The organism is Piscinibacter gummiphilus, assembly GCF_002116905.1.
GTDB classification, from domain to species: Bacteria; Pseudomonadota; Gammaproteobacteria; order Burkholderiales; family Burkholderiaceae_C; genus Rhizobacter; species Rhizobacter gummiphilus.
In genome coordinates this window covers 6,297,778-6,320,773 of record NZ_CP015118.1, presented here as the reverse complement: position 1 = coordinate 6,320,773, position 22,996 = coordinate 6,297,778, and the positions used below count along the sequence as shown (strand labels likewise).

Sequence of the window (22,996 nt, the reverse complement as noted above, 5' to 3'; positions counted from 1 at the left end):
GACCGTGATCCATCGTTGCATCCTTTCCCTGGGGCTGGCCCTGCCCGTTTCGGCATTCGCCGCGGGCTGGCAGGTCGACCTCACCTCGTCGCGGCACGCCGACGCGCTGCCGCTGCACCAGCTCGACATCGACGACGTCGCCGGCCAGTTCCAGCCGCGGTCGGGTCGCAACATCGCCTACATGCACGACGAACTGCGCATCTCGACGCAGCGCGGCGCGAACACCTGGTCGCTGCTGGCGCGGCAGGACGCGACGCTCGTGTCCACCGCCGACGCGCTCGACATCGCCCGAACCCTCGAGGCCGTGGGCACGCCCACCGCCTCGCAGCAGTGGAACGTGCATGCGAAGTACCAGAGCTACACCGGGGGCGGGGCCGCATGGAGCCGCACCTTCGAGATCGCCCGGGGCTGGCAGGCCATGTTCGGCCTGCAGGCGCTGGTGCTGGGCCAGTACCGCGAGTTCCAGCTCGACGGACCGGCCGCCTACGACGCCGCGCTGAACCAGTGGGCGTTCGACCTGCGCTACCGCCGCATCGACAGCCGGCTCGAGTTCCCGTTCCAGCAGGACTTCGCGGCCCGCGGCTTCGCGCTGCTGACCGACGGCGCCCTGCGCTGGCGCGGCGACGACTGGTCCGCCGCGGTGAGCTGGCGCAACGCCGGCTGGATGCGCTGGCGCGGCCTGCCGCAGCAGGAGGCCGTGCTGTCGACGAACACCCAGGCCATCGACGCTGACGGCTTCGTGATCTACAAGCCGCTGATCGAGGGCCGCTACACGCAGGAGACGGTCAACCGCACCGTCCCGGGCATCGCCAACGCGCGGGTGGGCTGGCGCCTGTCGCCCGACACCGAGTTCGCCGTGAGCGCTGACTACGTCGACGGCTTCGGCGTGCTGCCCCGGGTGGCCGCACGCCAGCGCGTGGGCGAGGCCCACGTGGGCGCCGCGTACGACACCCACGAACGCCGCCTCGGCGTGGCCCTCGACTGGGCCGGCTGGCGGCTCGGCTTCGGCATCGACCGGCTGGGCGACGAGGCCCATTCGCGGGAGTTCCGGGTGGGCTACGTCTGGGGCGACCTCTGACCCCGCTTTCCTGACCGCCTCGCCGGAACCCGCCGGCGCTGCGACAATCGCGGGATGCTCCAGTTCGAACTCCTCCAGACCGACGGCCATGCCCGTCGCGGCCGCCTCACCCTCAACCACGGCGTCGTCGAGACGCCCGTGTTCATGCCGGTGGGCACCTACGGCACCGTCAAGGGCGTGCTGCCGTCGTCCCTCGAGGAGATGGGCGCCCAGATCATCCTCGGCAACACGTTCCACCTGTGGCTGCGCCCGGGCATCGACGTGCTCAACCAGTTCGGCGGCCTGCACCGCTTCGAGGGCTGGAACAAGCCCATCCTGACCGACAGCGGCGGCTTCCAGGTGTGGAGCCTCGGCGAGATGCGCAAGATCAGCGAGGAAGGCGTGCGCTTCGCCTCGCCGGTCAACGGCGACAAGCTGTTCCTCACGCCCGAGACCAGCATGCAGATCCAGCGGGCGCTCAACAGCGACATCGTCATGCAGTTCGACGAATGCACGCCGTACGAGACCAAGGGCCACCTGACTACCGAGCGCGAGGCGCGGGTGTCGATGGAACTCAGCCTGCGCTGGGCGAAACGCTGCCTCGACGAGTTCAACCGCAACGAGAACCCGAACGCCCTCTTCGGCATCGTGCAGGGCGGCATGTTCGAGCACCTGCGCGAGGAGTCCCTCAATGCCCTGGTCGACCTCGACCTGCCGGGCTACGCCATCGGCGGCGTGAGCGTGGGCGAACCCAAGCCCGAGATGCAACGCATCGTCGCCCACACGCCGCACCGGTTGCCGGCGAACAAGCCGCGCTACCTGATGGGCGTGGGCACGCCGGAGGACCTGGTGGAAGGCGTGGCCGCGGGCGTCGACATGTTCGACTGCGTGATGCCCACCCGCAACGCCCGCAACGCGCACCTGTTCACCCGCTTCGGCGACGTGCGCCTGCGCAACAGCCGCTTCCGCACCGACGAACGCCCCGTCGACGAGACCTGCACGTGCCACACGTGCAAGCACTTCAGCCGCGCGTACCTGCACCACCTGGAGCGCTGCGGCGAGATGCTCGCGCCCATGCTGGCGAGCATCCACAACCTGCACTACTACGTGAACCTGATGCGCGAGGTGCGTGAGGCGCTGGACGCAGGCACGTTCCCGCAGTTCGTGGCGCAGTTCAAGGCAGACCGGGCGCGCGGCACGACATAGGTCAGAGCCGGGCCCTGAACGCCTTGTAGTCCTGCGCGCATCGCTCCGGCGCCTCGAACATCGGCAGGTGCCCGATCTCCGGCAGCACCACCACCTCCGAGTTGGGCAGCAGCGCGTGGATCACGTCGGCCGTGCCCGGCGGGAACACACGGTCCTCCTGCCCCCAGACGATCAGCGTGGGCACCGGCAGGCCGCGCACGCGGTCCTCCACCGAGTCGGCCGAGGCCTGCGCGAAGATGCGCCGCTCGAGCGGGAGGTTCGCGATGCGGGCCTGCGCCAGCACCTTCATGATGGACTTCGGCACCACCGGCGGCTTGTGCACGACGAACCGGAAGACCTCGGCGAACTCGTCCTCCGTGGACGCGACGAGCAGGTTGCGTCCCGTGCGCTGCAGGTGCTGCTGCAGCTCGCCCTGCGGCCCCGACCACACGCCGCCCGCGTCGATCAGCCACAGGCTGCGCACGTCGTCCGGGTACAGCGCGGCGTAGGTCATCGCGATGTGCCCGCCCATCGAGTTGCCGCCCAGGTCGACGGCGCCGAGGCCCAGGGCCTGCACGAACGTGCGCAAGCGGCGGGCCTGGGCGACGGGCGAGTAGTCGGCGTGCTCGGGCTTGTCGGACTCGCCGAAGCCCAGGTGGTCGGGCACCACGACGCGGTAGCTGCCCGTGAGCAGCGCGGCCACGCGGGTGAAGTTGTCCTTGGTGGCGCCGAAGCCGTGCAGCAGCAGCAGCGTGGGGCCGGTGCCGCCGTCGAGGTAGACGTAGGTCTCGCCGGTGTCGAGGCGCACGGTGCGGCGCACGAGGTGCGCCTTCCGGCGGGCGCGGCTCAGCGCCAGGGCCACGAGGGCCTTGTGGATGAAGCTCATGGTGTGTCTCTCTCCGGGGAAAACCGCCCTGTGGTTCTATAAAGTGGACGGGTGTGCATTATTTGACCACCTCCGGGTGGTGGACGTCATCCCCCGCCGCCGAGGGGTGTGCGGTTATCATCGATTCCATGCTTCAACCCGCCCCCTCGATGTGCACCACCGGCCGGCACCGCCCGCTGCCGGTTGCACATTCCTGAGCCCGGCGATCCCCACCCCCACACGTTTCCTTCACTGCGCAAACCATCGATCGCCGGGCCCACCGGATCCCGCGCGCCCCTTTCCCGATCGACTGGAATGCCATGGAACACCTCCTCGCGGACGAGCGTCTGCTCTCCGAACTCGACCACGTCCGCCTGACCACCCTCGTGCGCCGCACGCCCGCGGCGGCCGGCGGCCCCCTCGACCTGCTGCTCGACGGCGCCCACACGGTGATGCCCCGTGAGGTGCCACCCGACGTCGTCACGATGAACTCGCGGGTGCGGGTCGCCGATGTGAAAACGGGCGTGCCCTCGGTGCTGACGCTGTCCTATCCCGACGAGGCCGATGCCGCGGCCGGCCACGTGTCGGTGCTGTCACCGCTGGGTGCGGCGCTGCTGGGCCGGCGGGTTGGCGCCACCGTGTCGTGGTCGGCGCCGGACGGCCGGGGGCACGGCATCGTCGTCTCGGCACTCGAGTACCAGCCCGAACTCGCCGGCGACTACACGGCCTGAACCGGATTGACAGGGCGTGGCGGGACGCCGAGCATCCCCCATCCTCGTGACCCGGAGCCCGCGTGCCCGACCTGCAGCAGTTCGACTACGTGATCGTGGGTGGCGGCTCGGCCGGCTGCGTGCTGGCGAACCGCCTGAGCGCCGACCCGGCCACCACGGTGGCCCTGCTGGAAGCCGGTAGCGACGGCACCGGCCTGCTGCTGCGCGTGCCCGTCGGCGCCGTGGCCACCCTGCCGCGCCCGCTGCACAACTGGTGTTTCGAGTCCGTGCCGCAGCCCGGGCTCAACGGCCGCCGCGCCTACCAGCCGCGTGGCAAGACCCTCGGCGGCTCGTCGGCCATCAACGCGATGATCTACACCCGCGGCCACCGGTCCGACTACGACCACTGGGCCGCGCTCGGCAACCCCGGCTGGTCCTGGGACGACGTGCTGCCGTACTTCCGCAAGGCCGAACACAACGAGCGCCTGCACGACGAGTTCCACGGCCAGGGCGGCCCGCTCAACGTCGCCGACTTGCGCACCGACAACCCGTGGCATGCCAACCTCATCGAGGGTGCGCGCCAGGCGGGCTTCCCGATCACCGACGACTTCAACGGCGCCGAGCAGGAAGGCTTCGGCCTGTACCAGGTCACGCAGAAGGACGGCGAACGCTGGAGCGCGGCGCGTGCCTACGTGCACCCCGTGCTGGCCGACCGCCCGAACCTGCAGGTCTTCCCCGAGACCCATGCGCTGCGCGTGCTGTTCGACGGCAAGCGCGCCACCGGCGTCGAGGTGGAACAGAAGGGCTCGGTGTTCACCGTGACGGCCCGCCGCGAGACCATCCTCTCGTGCGGCGCGCTGCAGACCCCGCAGCTGCTGCTCGTCTCCGGCGTGGGCGACGGCGCGATGCTGCAGAAGACCGGCATCCGCCTGCGCCACCACCTCCCGGGCGTGGGCCGCAACCTGCAGGACCACCTCGACTTCACCTTCGGCCACCACGTCCCCGACACCGCCCTCTTCGGCCTCACGCCGCCGGGCTGGCTGCCGACCCTGCGCGACGTGTTCCGCTACCGCCGCGAACGCCGCGGCCGCTTCACGAGCAATTTCGCCGAGGCCGGCGGCTTCCTGCGCCTCACGCCCGAGTCACCGGTGCCCGAGGTGCAGCTGCACGTCGTGATGGCCGTGGTCGACGACCACGCCCGCAAGCTGCACCTGCGCCACGGGCTGTCGTGCCATGTGTGCGTGCTGCGGCCGAAGAGCCGGGGCACGGTGACCGTGGCGGGCGGCGACATGCGCGAGCCGCCCGTCATCGATCCGAAGTACCTGGACCATCCCGACGACATCGAGCAGATGGTGGGGGGCTACCACCTCGCGCGTCGCCTGCTCGACGCGCCGGCCATCCGTTCTCGCCTGGGGCGAGACCTGTTCACCGAGGGCGTGGAAAGCGAGGCCGAGGTGCGCGAGGTGATCCACGCGCGGGCCGAGACCATCTACCACCCGGTGGGGACGTGCCGCATGGGGGTGGATGACGAGGCGGTGGTGGACCCGTCGCTGCGTGTGCGTGGGGTCGACGGATTGCGGGTGGTGGATGCGTCGGTGATGCCGACCCTGGTCGGTGGCAACACGAACGCGCCCGTCATCATGATCGCGGAGAAGGCCGCTGAGATGATCCTGGCCGGAGGCGCCTGACCTTCGACATCAGAGGTGCCCGTCTTGCCGCGTGACGCCCTCTCGATGTGCTTCCTGAATGAATCGCATCGCTTCTCGAAAGACGACATGCCAGCCTTCCGGATCTGCTTGTTGATGCAGGGGATGCCAGAAGAAGCGAAACGTCCGCCCACCATCGTCCGGTGCGTCGTGCGTCCAGGATTGCGGCAACGGTGACCTCGGGACGCACTCCACGAATGCCCAGACTTGCTGCTCGAAACCCGAGGGCCAGATGCCCATGACGCGCGCGACCGACGCATCCACGATGCCGGACTCCTCCGCGAGTTCGCGCAGCGCGGCCACTGTGGTTTCTTCGCCGGCTTCGATCGTTCCCTTCACCAGCTGGCAACCCGCGAGAGGATGTACGAAAGCAAGTATCTCGACGGTCTCCCCCGAACGACGAAGCACGACGGGGCACACCTTGTTCGGAAGCACATTCATGTGCATGCCGCCCCTAGCGTTTCACATCGGCGTGGATGCATTCGCCAGCGTCGTTGTCGTACATTCCTCCAGCGTCCAAGCACCGATCCACCTCGATGAAGGGCACGAGAGGTGGAAGCAATAGAGCTGCCAGAAATCCAACGGCCAGTGCCACCAAGGAAATGGCGAACACCCTCCTCCCTTCCATCCGCTGATCTCGCTGGAGACGTGACATGAGCCTACGGAGCCTGGTGTTGGACTTGAGCGGATGGGCTGGCCATCGGTGCTACTGACCCACGAAAAAGTGGGCGAAGACAATCGCGACCACGGCGGCGGAAAGCCAGGCACCCACGCGTTTGAGCAACGCGGTGTCCAAGGCCCTTGATGCGGCGGGCTCGCCACGACTGAAGCCCACCACGAATGCGTGTGCCGGCAGCGCAACGACCAGCAGGAACGCCGCCACCAGAGCGAGGCTTTCGCCACCCAGCCGAGTCCAGAGGACCGGCATCACCAGGCCGGCCAAGAGTCCTGCGATCGCTGCGGTGATGGGAGTGGGTGTGATGTTCACGTTGCCTTGGTCAGTCAGAGTTCGGGTTGGCAAAGTCTCTCGGCGAAACACCCTGGTCTGCTTGCGCTTCCATTGCAGCAGCTCGAAGGCCAGGTGTCTCTTGGCGCTGGGCACGGTGGATGAGATGCACGGCAATCGTGCCGAGTGGCGGCAAAAGCCAGACAAGCACAAGTTGAACGATCTTCTGATGCTGCTCGAGCAACGGGCTGCTCACGACCATCACCGAGATCCACAGAGCATAGACGATCAATGTCCCGATGGACGCCACGAGGAATGACGTGGTCATGTGAACGCGACCTAAGGTGTTCCAGGCACGAAGGCACTGCGCCATTGTGTGTCGGTCAACTGCTCCCGAAGCTGGAACCGAAGGCCCAGCATCGTCCGATTGGATGCCGCGTTGCCGGCATCGGCCCGCGCGGTCAACTGTTCGAACTCGGCCGGTGCCGTGTCGTGCCGCGCCATCGCATCGAACAGCTCTTTTTCGAGCGCAACCTGCTCCGCCGCCCGATGCCTGGCCTCCCGCTCCATCGCCTCCAGCGTGAAATCCAGCGCCTCGCGCCGCACGGGATCGGTCACCGTGGCTTCGATGTGTTTGCGCAGCTGGTGTCGCTGGTGGGCGCTGAAGAGGCCGTGGGCCCCGCCCGCGGCGCCGCCGAGCAGCAAGGTGCCGAGGAAGATGAGGATCAAGGCCTGTCCCCGTTGGGTGCGACGGCGCATGGGCTCACTCCATCGCGGCGCTCAGCGCCTTGCGTTCGTGTTTCGCGAGGGCCGCCCATTCGTCGGCCGTGGTGGCCGCGATCATCTCGGCATGCCGGGCCAACACCCGCGTGCGCAAGGCCTTGCGGCGCGTGTCGTAGCCATCGATCAGTTGCTCGAGTTCGGGCCGGGTGACGTCGGGCCGCGCATTGGCCGCACGCAAGTCCTCGCGCATCGTGGTGAACTCGCGGCGAAACTCGGTGAGGTCGGTGTCGAGCCCGCGGATGGCCTCGCTCAACCGTGCCGCACGGGCCGGGTCGGTCACATGCTGCGGCACGGCCTGCTGCAGCGCCTGCAGCTCGTGCGCCATCTTCTGCTCGGGCGTGTGGCGCCACGCGGAACACCCGGTGGCCAGCCCCACCGCCAGGGCCATGGCCCCGAAACGGGAGGTGGCGCGATATGCTGCGCGGCAACTGCTGCGGGAATCCGGCATGGTCCGAATCCTTCGAGTGGCGGTGGAGGGAGTTTCGTGCCGATGCCGTTTCCCCGCAACCTCACTGTCGCCGGATGCCTCCTGGCACTCTCGGCCTCCGCCCTGGCCCAGGGCACCCAGCTCGCCTACGGCGGGCGCGTGGTGCCGCCGATGACGGGGCCCCAGTTGCCCGACCTGGGTGGCGACCCCGCTCCACCCGCCCCCCGTCCCCAATGGGACCACGCCCTGCCCTTCTTCGCGCAGAAGGTCATCGACCGCGGCATCGACCTGCCCAATCCCTACGACATCGGCGCGTCCCTGTACCTCGGCAGGGAGGAGCGGGTGCTCAGCTCGCTGGCCGTGGGCTTCAACGGCGGCCCGAAGACGAACGCCGACTTCGTGAGCTTCCCGCGCGCGGACATCAAGACGCAGTCGTTCCAGCTGCAGGCCGGCGCGTGGGTGTTCCCGTTCCTCAACCTGTACGCGATCGGCGGCTACACGCAGGGCACGGGCGAGATCGACATCGAGATGTCCGGCAAGGGGCTGATGGAGTACCTCGGCGTGCCCGGCTGCAACCTCGCGCCCGCGCTGCAGCCCGAGCTGTGCTCGCGCACGCTCAAGGGCACGGCCCATGCGAAGTACCACGGCAAGAGTTACGGGGCTGGCGCCACGGTGGCGGGGGCGCACCGCAACCTGTTCTTCGCGCTGCCCATCACGTACGTGATCTCCGACCTGACGATGTCGGACACGAACGCGAAGACCTGGAACATCGCGCCCCGCATCGGCTACAACCAGCACCTGGGCGAGGGCGGCATGCTGACGTGGTACGTGGGCGGCACGTACCTGAAGTCGGACATCAACATCACGGGAACGGCCGACTTCGACACCGCGGGCACGCCCCTCGCACCCGTCACGAGCATGAGCTACAGCATCCACGTGGAACCCAAGCACCGCTGGAACGCGCTGGTGGGGGCCAACTGGACGCTGAACAAGATGTGGAGCGTGATGGCCGAGGTGGGCTTCGCCGGGGCGCGTGAAGACCTGCTCTTCACGGCCTTCTACCGCTTCTAGGCGGGCTCCCGCAGGAAACGCCACGCCGGGTCGAGCGACAGGGCCCGGCGCACCACCGCGAGTTCGGCCGGGTCAAGCGCGACCAGCGTCTCCATCTGGCCGCGCACGCTCGTCGCGATGGGCACGCCACCACGGAAAAGCACCCGCGCCCCGGCCACATGCCGCACGCTCAAGCTAATGTCTGAAGTTTGAACTTCAGATTTCGGGCCTGACCCCGGATGGGTTCTGCCTAGTGCCTCGATGACCGCAGGAGGTAAGGTCTGGCCCTCACAGGCTATACCAAGTACCTTCCCGTGGCTCGCAAGCTCGCGACTTCTTGCGCTACTTTCGTCCGTACGTGTTGAAACCGACCGATGTTTTCTGGAATTTCGTCGGTCATGAAGTATGTATTGAAGTGCTTCCCAACCAGCTCGGTTCGATTCAACCTCGATAGCATTCTTTTCAACTTTCCCATACTTGTGGAGTCGCCTTCGCTGCGCAACTTTCTAAGCAGCTTTTGGCATCGCTCTCGCATCATGGGCTTGGTGCAATGGGCTTTCACGTATCCCACGGATACATGCTCGTACCAGCCCTCGGCCAGTTGAGCGAACCACACGTTTCGAGTTCGATGCCGGCGGAGCAACGTGTCAACTGCCAGTCCTGCGTCTCGCTTCTGGAACATGATTCGATAGAAGTCGCGAAAGCCGGCCATGAGTTCGGCTGAATCCACGGCTTCGTTCGGTGCGACTAGTGCATAGCACGGCGCGGGATCGATAGTTGAGAATCGGTCTAAAAAGTATGCCCCATAGCAGGCGGCAACGGCGCAAACCAAGTTGAACCGGCTGGCCTTGTTGAGTTGAACCAAGGCTGACGACAAGTCATCCCATGACAAGAGACTGCTGTTCGCGAACTCCAGTCCGAATTGCGGGTCGCCATGGCTCTCAATGTGGAGAAGCGGCGCTTGGTTACCGCTCCAAGTTTCTCTTGAGAGGTTTACGATAACTTCAAGGAACTCGCCCTTGCTTTCACAACTTCGATATTCAACAGGAAGCTCTAGCGCGATGACATCACCAAGTCCCTTGATGAATTCGCTTAACGCCAATCCCGTTCGAACTTCACCAGCTTCAAGCGATTCGACGATGACAATTCTGGAGAGTTTGAAGTCCGCGGCCATTGCAGTTTTCGCGAGTGTGCTCGCGACTGTTCTATCGAAGGTTAACGCGAAGCCGGGCTGCTAGTGCGTGCAACTCAACTGCCCCGCAGCCGGAACTGCTACCCACCACAGTGGATCGGACTCAACATTGACTGCGTCGTCCCGATTGCCCAAGTCGGCGAACATAGCTCAGGGTCAATTCTGAATTGAACTTCAGATTCCAGCCTTGACTGCGGATGGCACGCAGAGCTATGGATGTCGTCCGACCCATCCGATGACCGCTCGTTGCAACGCGTCGTCGTAATCAAAGTAAATTCGAACACACCGGTCAGGATGTACGCCATCACTCGGCTTCAGGTGCGTGTCAAAGACCCTTGCATGCCCTCCGGCATCCCATGTTCGCTTGCGGCGTTCCGACTCGGAGTTTCTGACGGTCTGCGATTCACCCGAGGCGGTCACGTTCCGCAACTGAAGCCACTTCAGCATCTGGTTGCCCAAGCCCTTCGTCCGCCGTTCCCTCACCATCTCCGCAAGTTGTTCAAGGTAGGCAAGTACCTTGTCCGGGGGGCCGGCATCGGCCGCTAGAGTGCGGGTGCTTCCATCAACATCAGAACCGAAGACAAGTGAATCAGCGAACCGCTGCCGAGCTGCTTCAACTGCCTCAGCAACGGTTTGAGGCGGGACACTTCTCTCGGGCTCGATAGCACCCTCAGCGGTGGCGTCTGGACGCCATTGGAGAGCCTGTCGGACGTTCGTCAACTCATCCTTGAGTTCCCGTAGTTCCTGCTCTCGGATTTCTAGCTTCTTGCTTAGTTGGTCGTTGTCGGTAGCGTAGGACTGCGCCAGGCCCTCCCAATCCTGGTTGTCCCGCATCGGCGCACGGATCGCTTCTACTTCGAGCTTGGCTTGTTCATGTCGAATTGCCGCAAAGTCGGCTGGTTCAAGAACTGAGAACGCAGAGAGACCAAGCAATTGGCGTCGGAGTTGCGCTCGGAACTTCCCACTGGCTTCTTGTGCGGACACGCCATCCGCGAGAAGAGTCCAGCGCATCCACACTGGGTGTCGCAGAGGCTGCTCACTCTGCCGCAATCCCGGCCAGTACAAGCGGACGGCTCCGTTATATGTTGACCACTCCTTGCCGCGCATCTTTGTGAGATGCCATGCGCAATCGTCGTCAAGCAGCGCGACGAGTGCAACCCCAGTGAGATCACTCGCAAGCTCCTGCGCGAAATTCTCTGTGAGGTATGCGCCCTCGTAAGACGACAAAGCAACGATGGGCAGGTTTCGCGTCGGATGCCAAAGTGCTGCCGCGAGAATTTCGGCATCGGTCCGCCCGCGGAATGTGAATGGTCGGGTGGCCACAAGTGTTTCGCCACACTGCCAGTCGTCGAATTTGTCGACCAAGTTCTTGACAACCTGTGGGCACCGAAGGTCCAGCTTGGACGGCGCCAGCCGGTACGCCCCACCCGCAGCCTGAAGTTCGACGTACACAGCAACGCGACCTTCGTGCGTGCCTACTGACACCTGAGTGCGGACAGTGGCCTCACCTGACGGCTCACTGAGCAAGTAGTCAGTAACGCGGCCTAGAGGCGACTCATAGGTCACATCAGAGTAGCTGGCCACCCTGCCGTCGTTGAGCTGTAGCACGGCTCCGCCGGATGAGGTTTGCAGTGTCCCCTTTCCATCCCTCCACGCGCTGACGAGGTTTTGAATCTCAGCAATCCGTTGAACAGACTCTTCAACTTTCGAAGCTGTTCCAGCGAACAGTGCCCAGGCGGCAACCTTCTGCATTCCATGTCCCTCCTCGAACCGCGAGCGTAGATCTACCAGGAGGTCGTTGAGAACGACGTCCTGCCGCTGACAAGCGGGCTGCGGACTTCTTCACAAAGAATGGTGTGGCATCCCCCTCAAAACCTGCTCTTCGCGCTGCCTGCAATGTAGCTGAGCTCCGACGTCACGAAGTCGAACGCGAATGCCTGGAACATCGCGCCCCACATCGGCATCAATCAGCGCCTGGGCGACGGCGATGGCCGAGGTGGGCTTTGCGGGGCGCGCGAAGACCTGCTCTTCACGGCCTTATATCGTTTCTAGGCGGTCTCCCGAAGGAAGCGCCACGCCGGGTCCAGCGACAGGGCCCGGCGCACCACCGCGAGTTCGGCCGGGTCGAGTGGCACCAGCGCCTCCACCTGCCCCGACACACTCGTCGCGATGGGCACGCCGCCGCGGAACAGCACCCGCGCGCCGGCCACGCGCGGTAGCCGCGGGCCCGCGAGCACGGTGCCCAGCAGGTTCGCGGGGTCGGCGGCGGCGAGGCACACGAGGGTGTCGCCGGCGGGTTGGCGGCGCACTTCGCGCATCTTCGCCACGGCCTCGGGCAGCGCGAACTGCTCGCCCGACAGGCCCGCGATGAACCGCCCGCCGCGCAGCTCGCCACGCGCTTCCAGGCGGCGGCACACGCGCACGAGGTCGCGCCAGGGCGGCAGCCACGCGGCCTCGCGTTCGAGCAGGCGCCACGCGACCACGCCGTAGCGGCGCAGCAGCACGCGCACCACCTGCTCCAGGTCGTCGGGACCCTCGGGGTCGGCGGCGACCGGCGGCCGCACGAGCGACCAGCGGCCCGCGTCCTCGATGCCCGACAGCGGCCCGCGGCGGCGGAACCGCGAGCGGCTGGGTGCACGCTTCGACGCGGGCACCATCAGCGCGCGCAGGCCGGCGAAGCTGTCGCACGTGGCGCGCCCGCGCACTACCAGTTCGGCGAGCGCGTCTTCCAGTTCGGACTGCAGCAGGCGGGTGCCATGCAGCATGTCGTCGAAGAACGAGGCGCCGTGGTCGGCGAGCCAGGCCGCCAGACGCTGGGCCCGCGAACCGAGTTCGACGTCGTCGCCGGCCGGTGGCGCCACGCGGGCCCACAGCGGCGCCGCGCGGCGCGGCAGCAGCAGCACCGGCGTGGACTTCAGCGAACCCCCTCCGCCGCCCTTGCCGGTGCTGGCCGGCGGACGCAGCCGCATCCACACGGTGCGACCCGCGGTGCAGAGGTCGTCGAGCCACGACGAGCCGTAGTCGCGCACGCGCGCCGGCAGGATCTCCGCCTCCCACTGCCCGGCCGGGGCTTCGTAGCCTTCGAGCTGCGCCAGCACGGCCGGCAGCGCGTCCGGGCCCTCGACTTGGCCCACCTGCTGCCACTCGAACAGGAAGCGCGCGAAGTCGCGCGGCTCCACCGGCTCGATCTCGCGCCTGAGCCGCTGCAGCGTGTACCGATGGATGCGCGCGAGCAGGTGGCGTTCGCACCACTCGATGCCGTCGGCGTCGGGCGTGAAGCGCCCCTGCATCACGGCGCCTTCGGATTGCAGCGACAGCAGCGCCGCCTCGATGCGGGCCTCGGACAAGTCGAGCGAGCGGGCCAACGACGGCACCCGCACCGGACCGAGTCCACCCAAGCGGGAACGCAGCAGGTCGCGCAACGCGTCGTCCACCGCGGGAACCTCGGTGAAGCCCGAAGGCGGTTCGATGGCGGGCCGGGCGCTGCGCTCCGGGTACAGCACCCGCATCTGCGCGAGCCGTTCGGCCACCGTCCACAGCCCGTTGGACAGGTGCGTGACCCGCCGCGCCTTCGCGAGCGCGGCCAGCCAGCCGGTCCAGCCGTCGCGGTCGGCCACCTCGCGGTCGGTCACCACACCCAGCGTGTTGAGCGCCTCGTGCATCTCGTCGGCATCGCGCACGCGCGGCCAGGCCTCGTCGCGCACGCTGTCGATGGCGTCGCGGTCGAGGCGGCCCAGGTCGTCGGCGCTGTTCGCATCGGTGAGGTGGCGGCTGCGCACGGCCTGCGTGCGGCGCTCCTCGAGCGGCGCGTCGTCGAGGAAGGCGTACGGCTTCGCGTTGAGCACCTCGGCGGCCAGCGGCGACGGCGCGGCGAGGTCGCGCGCGATCACCTCGACCTCGCCCGACTCGATGCGCCGCAGCAGCGCGAGCCAGCCGTCGGCGTCCATCGCGTCGTGCAGGCAGTCGTCGAGCGTCTGCGCGACGAGCGGGTGGTCGGGGATCTGCCGCTCGCCCACGATGTTCTCGAGACACGCCACCTGGTCGGGGAACACCGAGGCCAGCAGGTCCTCCGACTTCATGCGCTGCAGCTGCGGCGCCACCTTGTGGCCGCCGCGGAAACGCGGCAGCGCGAGCGCGGTGGTCGCGTTCCACCGCCAGCGCACCGCGAACAGCGGCGCGTCGAGCAGCGCCTGGACCAGCACGTCGAGCGCCGTGTTCGAGTGCAGGTACTTCGCCACCTCGATCAGCGGGAAGCTGTGGCTCGTGGACAGCGACAGCACGATGGCGTCTTCCGTGGCCGCGGCCTGCAGCTCGAAGTTGAACTGGCGGCAGAAGCGCTTGCGCAGCGCGAGGCCCCACGCGCGGTTCAGGCGGCTGCCGAACGGCGCGTGGATCACGAGCTGCATGCCGCCCGATTCGTCGAAGAAGCGTTCGAACACGATGCGCTGCTGCGTGGGCAAGGTGCCCAATGCGGCGGCGGCGCGCTGCAGGTGGTCGAGCAGCTGTGGCGCGGCGGTGTCGTCGAGGCGCAGCGTGTCGCGCGCCCAGTCCGCGGCGGCCGAGGACGACGGCAGCGCGAGGAAGTCGTCGCGCAGCCGCGAGACCGCCGCCGAGAGTTCGTCGGTGCGTCCCGGTGCCTCGCCCAGCCAGAACGGGATGTTGGGTGCGGCGCCGTGGGCGTCCTCCACCCGCACGTTGCCGGGCTGGATGCGCAGGATGCGGTAGCTCGTGTTACCGAGCTGGAAGACGTCGCCCGCGATGCTCTCCACTGCGAAGTCCTCGTTGACCGTGCCGATGCGTTCGGCCTGCGGTTCGAGCGTGACGGTGTAGTCGCCCGTCTCGGGGATGGTGCCGCCCGACGTGAGGGCCGTCAGACGTGCGCCCTTGCGCTCGCGCAGCCGGCGGTGCACGGCGTCGCGGTGCACGTAGCCGGCGCGTGGGCCCTGGCGCGTGGTGAAGCCGTCGGACAGCATGCGCACCGTGGCGTCGTAGGTCTCGCGGGGCAGGTCGGCGTACGGCGTGGCGCGGCGCACCAGCGCGAAGAGCTCGTCCTCGTCCCACTCGCGGCTGGCCACCTCGGCGACGATCTGCTGCGCGAGCACGTCCAGCGGCGCATGCGGCACGCGCAGTGCGTCGAGTTCGCCGCGGCGCACGGCATCGAGCAGCGCCACGCATTCGACGAGTTCGTCGCGCGACTGCGGGAACAGCCGCGCCTTCGGTGTGCCGCCCACCGCGTGGCCCGAGCGGCCGGCGCGCTGCAGGAAGGTGGCGATGGAGCGCGGCGAGCCGAGCTGCACCACGAGGTCCACGTCGCCGATGTCGAGGCCCAGTTCGAGCGACGCGGTGGCCACCAGCACCTGCAGGTCGCCGCGCTTGAGCCGCTGCTCGGCGAGCAGCCGCGCCTCCTTCGACAGGCTGCCGTGGTGCGCGGCCACGTTCTCGCGGCCCAGGCGTTCACCGAGGTGGCGCGCGGCGCGCTCGGCCATGCGCCGCGTGTTGACGAACACGAGCGTGGTGCGGTGCGACAGCACGAGTTCGGCCACGCGGCCGTACACCTGCTCCCATTGGTCGTTCGACATCACGACGCCGAGCGGCGTGGGCGGCACCTCGATCGAGAGGTCGCGTTCGCGCGTGTAGCCGATGTCGACGACCTCGCACGGCGCGCCACCGGTGAGGAACCTCGCGACGACGTCGATGGGCTTCTGCGTGGCCGACAGGCCGATGCGCGTGAGGGGTGCGGGACACAGCGCCTGCAGCCGTTCCAGCGTGAGCGCGAGGTGGCTGCCGCGCTTGCTGTTGGCCACCGCGTGGATCTCGTCGACGATCACGGTGCGCACGGTGGAGAGCATCTTGCGCCCCGACTCCGACCCGATCAGCACGTAGAGCGATTCCGGCGTGGTGACGATGACGTGCGGCGGTTGCCGCAGCACCTGCTGGCGCTCCTTCGCGGGGGTGTCGCCGGTGCGCACCGCGGTGCGGATCGGCACGTCGGGCAGCGCCAGGCGTGAGAGCTCTTCGCGGATGCCCGCGAGCGGCGCTTCCAGGTTCAGGTGGATGTCGTTCGACAGCGCCTTCAGCGGCGACACGTAGACCACCGCCGTCTCGTCCGGCAGGCCGCCCGGCTCCAGGCCCCGGCGCACCAGGTCGTCCAGCGCCGCGAGGAAGGCCGTCAGCGTCTTGCCCGACCCGGTGGGCGCCGCGACGAGCGTGTGCCGCCCGGCGCGGATGTGCGGCCACGCCGCCGCCTGCGCCTCGGTGGGCGCGGGGAACGTGCGGTCGAACCAGGCACGGACGGCGGGGTGGAACGGGGCGAGCGGCATGGCGTCTGATCTTGGCAGATCGGGTCGTGCCCGCCGATCTCAACCCGTCTCAGGGATGGGTCTTCGCGATCTCGCCGAACGCATGCGCCTGCCACAGCTTGAGCCGCTGGCGCTCCATCAGCCCGAGGCCCGGGCCTTCGGGGGCCGGCAGGTTGCGCGCGGCCCAGAAGCTGCTGTTCTTCAGGTCGATCTTCTGCACCACCGCGTCGTGCAGGTGCTTGATGGTGATGACCTTGGCGCCGAAGGCGAGTGCCTTGTCGAGCAGGCCGGATTTCTCGAGCAGGCTGAAGTCGTCGCCGCGCAGCTGGTTGAGCACCAGCACGTAGTGCAGGCGCTGGCCGAAACGTTCCAGCAGGCGGGCGAGCAGGTCGACCGAGTCGCGGCCGGCGTCCATCACGTGCCAGTAGTTGATGGCGAAGCCGGAGAGGTCGGCCATGTCGAGCACGCCCGACTCTTCCATCCACTTGACCAGCGGCTCGTGCGTCTGCGCGGCGAGGTCGACCAGCACGCGGCGGCCGGGGGCCTCGGCGGCGCTTTCGATGATCTGGTCGAGGGCCTCGTAGCGATCGATCAGCACGGGTGAGGCGTAGTCGCTGTAGAAGCGCAGCAGCGAGCCGTGCGAGCGGTCGGTGTCGTAGCCGACGAAGGCCAGGTCGTGGTCGATGAAGTACTGCGCGAGCAGGCGGGACACCATCGACTTGCCGACGCCCCCCTTCTCGCCGCCGACGAGGTGGATCTTCGAGACCGGGTTCGTTTCGAGGGTGACGACTTGCATGGGGTGGGCGCCGTGGAAGGTTGGGCCCATTGTGCAGCACGAGCCGTGCCGGGCGTGCTGTCATGCCGGCGGGGTATTCTCGCGTCCTCGCACCAACACCGAGGGAACGAAGGCATGACGATCTCCGAACGCACCGAGCGGTTTGCAGGCCTCCAGGTCATCGACTGGAAACCCGGCGAGCCCGTGGTGCACCAGCCTGGCCAGGTGCACCGCCTGAGCATGGACTACGACGACGAAGGCACCATGGCCGAGCGCCTGACGGCGTACCTCGACGCGGCCGACACGGCGTCGCTCCAGGCCCTCGTGATCGGCGCCTGGGGCGAGGCCCACGACGAAGGTCCCACGCCGTTCCTCGAGGTGCTGATCGAACGCGCGGCCGAACTGCCCGCGCTGAAGGCGCTGTTCGTCGGCGACATGACCTACGAGGAGTGCGAGATCTCGTGGATCATCCAGGGCGACTACGGCCCGCTGCTGACCGCGTTCACCGGCCTCGAGGTGCTGCGCATCCGCGGGTCCACGTCGCTCGAGCTGCCGGCCTTCCGCCACGACGCGCTGCGCGAGCTGGCGATCGAGTGCGGCGGCCTGCCCCGGGAGATCAGCGAGGCCCTCGGCGCATCGTCGCTGCCGAAGCTCGAAACCCTCGAACTCTGGCTCGGCACCGACGACTACGGGTTCGATGGCGACGTCGACCTGGTCCGACGTGTCGTCGCCGCGCTGCGCGGGCCGGCGCTGAAGACCCTCGGCCTGCGCGATGCGGAGATCGCCGACGACGTGGCGAAATGGCTCGCCGGCGAGGCGTGGGTGGCCGGCCTGCAGAAGCTGGACCTGTCGCTCGGCACGCTGGGCGACGCGGGCGCCGAGGCGCTGTGCGGCAGCGCTCACGTCGCCCGCGTGCCCGTGGTGGACCTGAGCCACCACTACATCAGCCCGGCCCTGCAGGAGCGGCTGCGCGCCGCGGTGCCCGGGGTCGTGCTCGACGACGCCCAGGCCCCGGACGACGAGGACCGCTACGTCGCGGTCGGCGAGTAACCGCGGCCAGGATGGCGATGCGGTGGGTGGTGCTGGGCGTGGCCGGCAGCAAGCGCACGCGCGGGCTGCGTGATGCCTGCGAGCGTGTCGGCCGTCCGGCCCCGGTGCTGGTGGCCTGGCGCGATTGGCTGCGCGACCCGGCGTGCCTCGCGGCGGCGTTGTCGGCGCCGTGTGTGTTCAAGGTGGAACCGCCGGGCGACGACGCGGAGGTGCACCACGCCCTCGTCGCCCGGGGCGCGGAGCGGCTCGGGCGCCCCGTGCCGCCGCCGGCCGAACCGGGCGAACTCGCGGGCACCGACCTCTGGTTCGCGGGGTTCTCCGACGCGATGGACCGGCTGGCCGCCACCCTCGCGCAGGCGCCCGGCGCCCGGCCGGTGAACCCGCCCGCCGACATCCTCGCGATGACCGACAAGCTCGAATGCCAGCAGCGACTGCAGGCCGCTGGCGTGCCGGTGCCGCGGCTGCTGGGACCGGTGGCGGACCATGCCGCGTTCGTCGCGCGGCTCGACGCCGCGGGACTCGACCGCGGGTGGCTGAAGGCGCGCTTCGGGTCGTCGGCCGCCGGTGTCGTGGCGTTCCGCCGCAACCGCCGGGGTCAGGTGTCGGCCACCACGTCCGCGCACCTGGTGCACGGCGGGGGCGGCGCCCCGCGGCTCTTCAACGTCAAGCGCGTGCGGTCGTACCACCGGCCCGACGAGGTGCGGCGGGTGATGGACCTCGTGGCCGCCCAGGGCGCCTATGCGGAGGCCTGGGTGCCGAAGCCGCGGGCCGGGGCCGGCCACTTCGACCTGCGCCTGCTGGCGCTGCGCGGCGCGCCCGCGCACCGCGTGGCGCGCATCGGGGAACGCACCGTGACGAACCTGCACCTCGACAGCCGCCGGGCGGATCCGGCCGACCTGCTCGACGTCTCCGAGATCCGGCTCGCCGAGGACACGGTGCGCCGCGCGGCCGCGGTGTTCGGCGGCAGCGGCGTGATCGGGTTCGACCTCGTCGTGCACGGCCCGCGTGCCCACGTGCTGGAAGCCAACGCCTTCGGTGACCTGCTGCCCGGCCTGCGCTGGGGCGGCCGCGACCCGTGGGATGCCGCGCTGGAGGCCGCATGAGCGCGTTCCCCGTGCCCGACATGAACGCGGTCGTGGGCTCGCACGACCTCGTGTTCATCACCCTCGACACCCTCCGGTTCGACGTGGCCCAGGGCTGCTACGAGCGGGGCGAACTGCCGGTGTTCGCGCGCCACCTGCCGCCGTCGGGCTGGGCGCGCCGCCACACGCCGGGCAGCTTCACCTACGCGGCGCACCACGCCTTCTTCTCGGGCTTCCTGCCCACGCCGGACCGGCCGGGCCGCCACCCGCGCCTGTTCGCCACCGCCTTCCGCGGCAGCGAGACCACGTCGGCGTCCACCTGCGTGTTCGAGGAAGCCACGGTGGTCCAAGGACTCGCCGCGCGCGGGTACCACACGGTGTGCATCGGCGGCGTGGGCTTCTTCAACCGCCAGACCGCCCTCGGGTGCGTGCTGCCCGACCTGTTCGCCGAGAGCCACTGGAACCCGGCGATGGGCGTCGGCCACCGCCATTCCACCGAACGCCAGGTGGCGCTCGCGTGCGCGCGGTTGCAGGCGTTGCCGGGCCGCGTGTTCCTGTTCATCAACGTGTCGGCCGTCCATTCGCCCAACCGCGCGCACCTGCCGGGCGCCGACGCCGATTCGCTGGAGAGCCACGCCGCCGCGCTGCGCTACGTGGACGGGGCGCTCGCGCCGCTGTTCGACGCGTGCCGTGCACGTGCGCCCACCTTCGCCATCGTCTGCTCCGACCACGGCTCGGCCTATGGCGACGACGGGTTCTCGGGCCACCGCCTCGCCCACGAGAGCGTGTGGACCGTGCCCTACGGCCACTTCTTCCTCGACCCGCCATGAGCGCCGTGCCGACCGCCGCACCCTCCTCGCTCGACGCGCTGCTCCGCCGCGGCCCGTACCAGGCGTACTCGTACTCGTACCCGCACAAGAGCGCGTACCGGCCGCTCGCGGCGCCGCGGGCGCTCGCCGACGTGTGGGCGGGCGAGGACCGCAGCGCGCTGTTCGCCTACGTCCACGTGCCGTTCTGCTCGATGCGCTGCGGCTTCTGCAACCTGTTCGCGATGGCGCAGCCTCACGATGACCTCGTGGACCGCTACGTGGCCGCCGTGGTGCGCCAGATGCAGGCGGTGGACGAGGCCCTCGGCGAACGCCGCTTCGTGCGGCTCGCGCTGGGCGGGGGCACCCCGTCGTACCTGTCGGCCGCGCAACTCGAACGGCTCTACGGCGCGCTGTCGCAGCGGCTCGGCATCGACCTGGAGGACACGCCGTCGGGCATCGAGGTGTCTCCCGAGACGGTGACCACCGACCGGCTGGCCGTGTGCCGGACGATGGGCGTGGACCGCGTGAGCATGGGCGTGCAGAGCTTCTCGGACGCGGAGGTGCGGGCACTGGCCCGGCCGCAGCAGAACGCCACGGTGATCGCGGCGGTCGAGGCCATCCGCCGCGCGGGCTTCCCGGTGCTCAACCTCGACCTGATCTACGGCATCGCCGGCCAGACCCTCGCGAGCTGGGCGTCGTCGCTCGACAGCGCATTGGCGCTCGCGCCGGAGGAGATCTACCTCTACCCGCTGTACGTGCGCGAGCGCACGGGCCTCGGCAAGCTCGCGATCCGCCGCGCGGCGGACCCGGTGGACGACCGGCCCGCGATGTACGCGCTGGCGTGCGACCGCCTCGCGGCCGCGGGGTACGTGCAGGTGTCGATGCGGATGTTCCGGGCTCCGCACGCCCCGGCCGACGCGGGGCCGGCGTACAGCTGCCAGACGGACGGCATGGTGGGGCTCGGCGCCGGGGCGCGGTCGTACACGTCGCGGCTGCACTACTCGTCGCACTACGCGGTCGAGCGCGTGGCGACGCGGGACATCGTCGAACGGTTCGCCGAGGGCGACCTCGCGCACTTCGCCACGGTCGACTACGGGTTCGAGCTGGACGGCGAGGAGCAGCGCCGGCGGTTCGCGATCCAGTCGCTGCTGAGCCAGCCGGGCCTCGTGGCAGCCGACTACCGCACCCGGTTCGGCTCGGACTGGGCCGACGATCTGCCGCAGCTGTCCGAGCTCGCGGTCCGCGGCCTGGCGCGCGACGACGGCGGTCTGCTGGCGCTGACGGCCGCCGGCCTCGCGCGTGCCGACACCCTCGGGCCCTGGCTCGTGTCGGACGGCGTGGCGCGCCGCATGGACGCCGGATGCTGACGCTGCTGTACCGCGGCAGCCTCACCAGCTGCAACTACGCGTGCGGCTACTGCCCGTTCGCGAAACGGCGCGACACCCGCGCGACCCTCGCGCGCGACGCGGCGGAGCTGGTCCGCTTCGTCGGCTGGGTCGAAGCCCGCGAGGCACCCACCCGCGTGCTGTTCACGCCATGGGGCGAGGCGCTGATCCGCCGCCACTACCGCGAGGCGATGGGCCGGCTCGCGGCGATGCCGCACGTGGTGCAGGTCGCCGCGCAGACGAACCTGTCGGGGCCGCTCGCGTGGCTCGAGGACGTGCCGCGCGACCGGCTGTCGCTGTGGTGCACGTGGCACCCCGAGGAGGTGCCGCTGCAGCGGTTCCTCGACCGCTCCACCCGGCTCGCCGCGCTCGGCGTGCGCCACTCGGTGGGGGTGGTGGCCCGGCGCGAACATTACGACGCCATCCTGGCGCTGAAGGCGGTGCTGCCGGAAGGTGTGCCGCTGTGGCTGAACGCCTACGACCGGCGCGGCCCGGGCTACTACACCCCGCAGGACCTCGCCTGGCTGGATGAGGTGGATCCGTGGTTCCACCACGAACACAGCCCCGGCGGTTCGCGCGGCAAGGCCTGCCGCGCCGGCGAGGAGGTGGTGTCGGTGGATGGGGACGGTGAGGTGCGCCGCTGCCACTTCGTGCCGCAGCGGCTGGGCAACCTCTACACCGACCCGCTGGAGGCGATGCTCGCGCCCCGGCCGTGCTCCCGGTTCAAGTGCGACTGCTTCATCGGCTACGCGCACCGGCGCGACCTGCCCATCGCCGAGGCGTTCGGCGACGGGGTGCTGGCGCGCATCCCGATCAGCGCCGCCGCCTGAAGTTCATGGCGGCCCGCACCACCAGGCGCTGGTAGCCCGACCCGAACAGGCGCACGACCTTGTCGGCCCACCAGGCATCGCGCCCCACCAGCACGCGCCGCTCGTTGCGCTCGACGCCCAGCAGGATGCGCTGCGCGGCCGCGTGCGACGAGGTGGCGTTCAGCAGCCGGTCGAACGTGCGGCGGGCCTTCTCCACCGGCTGGCCGGTCCAGGCCTCGGTGCCCGGCGTGATGCGGGCGCGCCGGGCGATCTCGGTGCGCACGCCGCCCGGGTGCACGCAGGTGGCGCTCACGCACGAGCGGATCGACTCCAGCTCCATGCGCAGCGCCTCGGTGTAGCCGCGCACCGCGAACTTCGTCGCGTTGTACGGCCCGTTGAGCGGGATCGACATCAGCCCGAACAGGCTCGAGGTGTTGACCACGTGCCCCTCGCCCGAGGCGGTGAGGTGCGGCAGGAAGGCCTGCGTGCCCCACACCACGCCCCAGAAGTTGATGTTCATGATCCAGTCGAAGTCGGCCTGGGCCACCTCGGCGAGCGGGGCGCTCAGGCTCACCCCGGCGTTGTTGAACACGAAGTTCACGCGGCCGTGCTTGCGCACCACGTCGTCGGCCCACGCGAACACCGCGTCGCGGTCGGCGGTGTCGACGTGCGCGAGGGTCAGCGTGACACCACCGGACGCAGCGATGCGCGCGGTTTCGGCGAGGCCCGCATCGTCGATGTCGGACAGCGCGAGGTGGCAACCGCGCCGCGCCAGTTCCACCGCGAGCGCGCGGCCCATCCCGGACGCCGCACCGGTGATGGCGGCCACCCTGCCCTTGAAGCGGTCGCGGGCCATGGCGATGGCG

At 69.2% G+C, this 22,996-nt stretch carries 22 protein-coding genes; 10 read left to right on the top strand and 12 right to left on the bottom strand.

Translation table 11 applies throughout. The annotated features are described in order from the left end of the window. The first annotated feature begins 4 nt into the window (after positions 1-4). Together A4W93_RS29015 and tgt are read left to right on the top strand one after the other, a co-directional pair. The gene (locus tag A4W93_RS29015) at positions 5-1,078 is read left to right on the top strand and encodes a hypothetical protein (protein ID WP_157131805.1); all 1,074 of its coding nucleotides are present in this window, start codon (positions 5-7) and stop codon (positions 1,076-1,078) included. A gap of 54 nt (positions 1,079-1,132) precedes the next feature. Beyond that, the gene (gene tgt / locus A4W93_RS29010; protein ID WP_085753918.1) at positions 1,133-2,263 is read left to right on the top strand and encodes a tRNA guanosine(34) transglycosylase Tgt; all 1,131 of its coding nucleotides are present in this window, start codon (positions 1,133-1,135) and stop codon (positions 2,261-2,263) included. Between the two features lies 1 nt (position 2,264). On the opposite strand, the gene A4W93_RS29005 is transcribed toward tgt, so the two are convergent. Then, positions 2,265-3,128: an alpha/beta fold hydrolase gene (locus A4W93_RS29005; protein ID WP_085753917.1), complete on the bottom strand. Its 864-nt coding sequence runs from the start codon at positions 3,126-3,128 to the stop codon at positions 2,265-2,267. 299 nt (positions 3,129-3,427) lie between these two features. Here A4W93_RS29005 and rnk point away from each other — a divergent pair, with 299 nt between their 5' ends. Together rnk and A4W93_RS28995 are read left to right on the top strand one after the other, a co-directional pair. Further along, positions 3,428-3,838, top strand: a complete 411-nt coding sequence (gene rnk, locus A4W93_RS29000) for a nucleoside diphosphate kinase regulator (RefSeq protein WP_085753916.1) — start codon at positions 3,428-3,430, stop codon at positions 3,836-3,838. Between the two features lie 62 nt (positions 3,839-3,900). Then, positions 3,901-5,505, top strand: coding sequence for a GMC family oxidoreductase (locus A4W93_RS28995; protein WP_085753915.1), 1,605 nt, complete (start codon positions 3,901-3,903; stop codon positions 5,503-5,505). Positions 5,506-5,514: 9 nt separating this feature from the next. Here the strand turns inward: A4W93_RS28995 and A4W93_RS28990 are convergent, their stop codons facing one another. The 5 genes from A4W93_RS28990 to A4W93_RS28970 all read right to left on the bottom strand — a co-directional run bounded on the left by A4W93_RS28990 (position 5,515) and on the right by A4W93_RS28970 (position 7,700). Next, positions 5,515-5,970, bottom strand: coding sequence for an NUDIX hydrolase (locus A4W93_RS28990; protein WP_218919176.1), 456 nt, complete (start codon positions 5,968-5,970; stop codon positions 5,515-5,517). Positions 5,971-6,229: 259 nt separating this feature from the next. Next, positions 6,230-6,511 (bottom strand): hypothetical protein, encoded by a 282-nt coding sequence (locus tag A4W93_RS28985; protein ID WP_085753914.1) that lies wholly within the window; start codon positions 6,509-6,511, stop codon positions 6,230-6,232. Positions 6,512-6,521: 10 nt separating this feature from the next. After that, on the bottom strand, positions 6,522-6,797 hold the full coding sequence (locus A4W93_RS28980) for a hypothetical protein (protein ID WP_085753913.1): 276 nt from the start codon (positions 6,795-6,797) through the stop codon (positions 6,522-6,524). Between the two features lie 11 nt (positions 6,798-6,808). Then, the gene (locus A4W93_RS28975) at positions 6,809-7,228 is read right to left on the bottom strand and encodes a hypothetical protein (protein ID WP_085753912.1); all 420 of its coding nucleotides are present in this window, start codon (positions 7,226-7,228) and stop codon (positions 6,809-6,811) included. A 4-nt stretch (positions 7,229-7,232) separates the two neighbouring features. Continuing rightward, on the bottom strand, positions 7,233-7,700 hold the full coding sequence (locus A4W93_RS28970) for a hypothetical protein (protein ID WP_157131804.1): 468 nt from the start codon (positions 7,698-7,700) through the stop codon (positions 7,233-7,235). Between the two features lie 42 nt (positions 7,701-7,742). Between A4W93_RS28970 and A4W93_RS28965 the strand changes: the two genes are divergently transcribed. Further along, positions 7,743-8,750 carry a hypothetical protein gene (locus A4W93_RS28965; protein WP_085753910.1) on the top strand — a complete coding sequence of 336 codons (1,008 nt, stop codon included), beginning with the start codon at positions 7,743-7,745 and terminating at the stop codon, positions 8,748-8,750. Here A4W93_RS28965 and A4W93_RS29970 read toward each other — a convergent pair. From A4W93_RS29970 to A4W93_RS28955, 5 genes are all read right to left on the bottom strand, one after another. Next, positions 8,747-8,923 (bottom strand): hypothetical protein, encoded by a 177-nt coding sequence (locus tag A4W93_RS29970; RefSeq protein ID WP_157131803.1) that lies wholly within the window; start codon positions 8,921-8,923, stop codon positions 8,747-8,749. The two genes, A4W93_RS28965 and A4W93_RS29970, sit on opposite strands and share 4 nt — an antisense overlap. Positions 8,924-9,024: 101 nt before the next feature. Beyond that, positions 9,025-9,903, bottom strand: a complete 879-nt coding sequence (locus A4W93_RS29965; RefSeq protein WP_157131802.1) for a hypothetical protein — start codon at positions 9,901-9,903, stop codon at positions 9,025-9,027. 228 nt (positions 9,904-10,131) lie between these two features. Beyond that, positions 10,132-11,673: a hypothetical protein gene (locus tag A4W93_RS29960; RefSeq protein ID WP_157131801.1), complete on the bottom strand. Its 1,542-nt coding sequence runs from the start codon at positions 11,671-11,673 to the stop codon at positions 10,132-10,134. Positions 11,674-11,969: 296 nt separating this feature from the next. Further along, complete coding sequence (locus A4W93_RS28960; protein WP_085753909.1) at positions 11,970-16,241, bottom strand: DEAD/DEAH box helicase; 4,272 nt, start codon at positions 16,239-16,241, stop codon at positions 11,970-11,972. 49 nt (positions 16,242-16,290) lie between these two features. Then, positions 16,291-17,016 (bottom strand): P-loop NTPase family protein, encoded by a 726-nt coding sequence (locus A4W93_RS28955; protein ID WP_085753908.1) that lies wholly within the window; start codon positions 17,014-17,016, stop codon positions 16,291-16,293. Positions 17,017-17,130: 114 nt separating this feature from the next. Here A4W93_RS28955 and A4W93_RS28950 point away from each other — a divergent pair, with 114 nt between their 5' ends. From A4W93_RS28950 to A4W93_RS28930, 5 genes are read left to right on the top strand one after another with little or no spacing between them, the layout of a single operon-like run. After that, positions 17,131-18,045 (top strand): STM4015 family protein, encoded by a 915-nt coding sequence (locus A4W93_RS28950; RefSeq protein WP_085753907.1) that lies wholly within the window; start codon positions 17,131-17,133, stop codon positions 18,043-18,045. Positions 18,046-18,056: 11 nt separating this feature from the next. Beyond that, complete coding sequence (locus tag A4W93_RS28945; protein WP_157131800.1) at positions 18,057-19,148, top strand: STM4014 family protein; 1,092 nt, start codon at positions 18,057-18,059, stop codon at positions 19,146-19,148. Next, positions 19,145-19,957: an STM4013/SEN3800 family hydrolase gene (locus A4W93_RS28940; protein ID WP_085753905.1), complete on the top strand. Its 813-nt coding sequence runs from the start codon at positions 19,145-19,147 to the stop codon at positions 19,955-19,957. Before A4W93_RS28945 ends, A4W93_RS28940 begins: the two co-directional genes overlap by 4 nt. Further along, a complete protein-coding gene (locus A4W93_RS28935; RefSeq protein WP_085753904.1) occupies positions 19,954-21,303 on the top strand; it encodes an STM4012 family radical SAM protein in 1,350 nt (449 codons plus the stop codon). The genes A4W93_RS28940 and A4W93_RS28935 overlap by 4 nt, the downstream gene beginning before the upstream one ends. After that, positions 21,297-22,151, top strand: a complete 855-nt coding sequence (locus A4W93_RS28930) for an STM4011 family radical SAM protein (RefSeq protein WP_085753903.1) — start codon at positions 21,297-21,299, stop codon at positions 22,149-22,151. The genes A4W93_RS28935 and A4W93_RS28930 overlap by 7 nt, the downstream gene beginning before the upstream one ends. Here the strand turns inward: A4W93_RS28930 and A4W93_RS28925 are convergent. Beyond that, positions 22,135-22,986, bottom strand: a complete 852-nt coding sequence (locus A4W93_RS28925; protein ID WP_085753902.1) for an SDR family NAD(P)-dependent oxidoreductase — start codon at positions 22,984-22,986, stop codon at positions 22,135-22,137. The two genes, A4W93_RS28930 and A4W93_RS28925, sit on opposite strands and share 17 nt — an antisense overlap. Between the last annotated feature and the right edge of the window lie 10 nt (positions 22,987-22,996).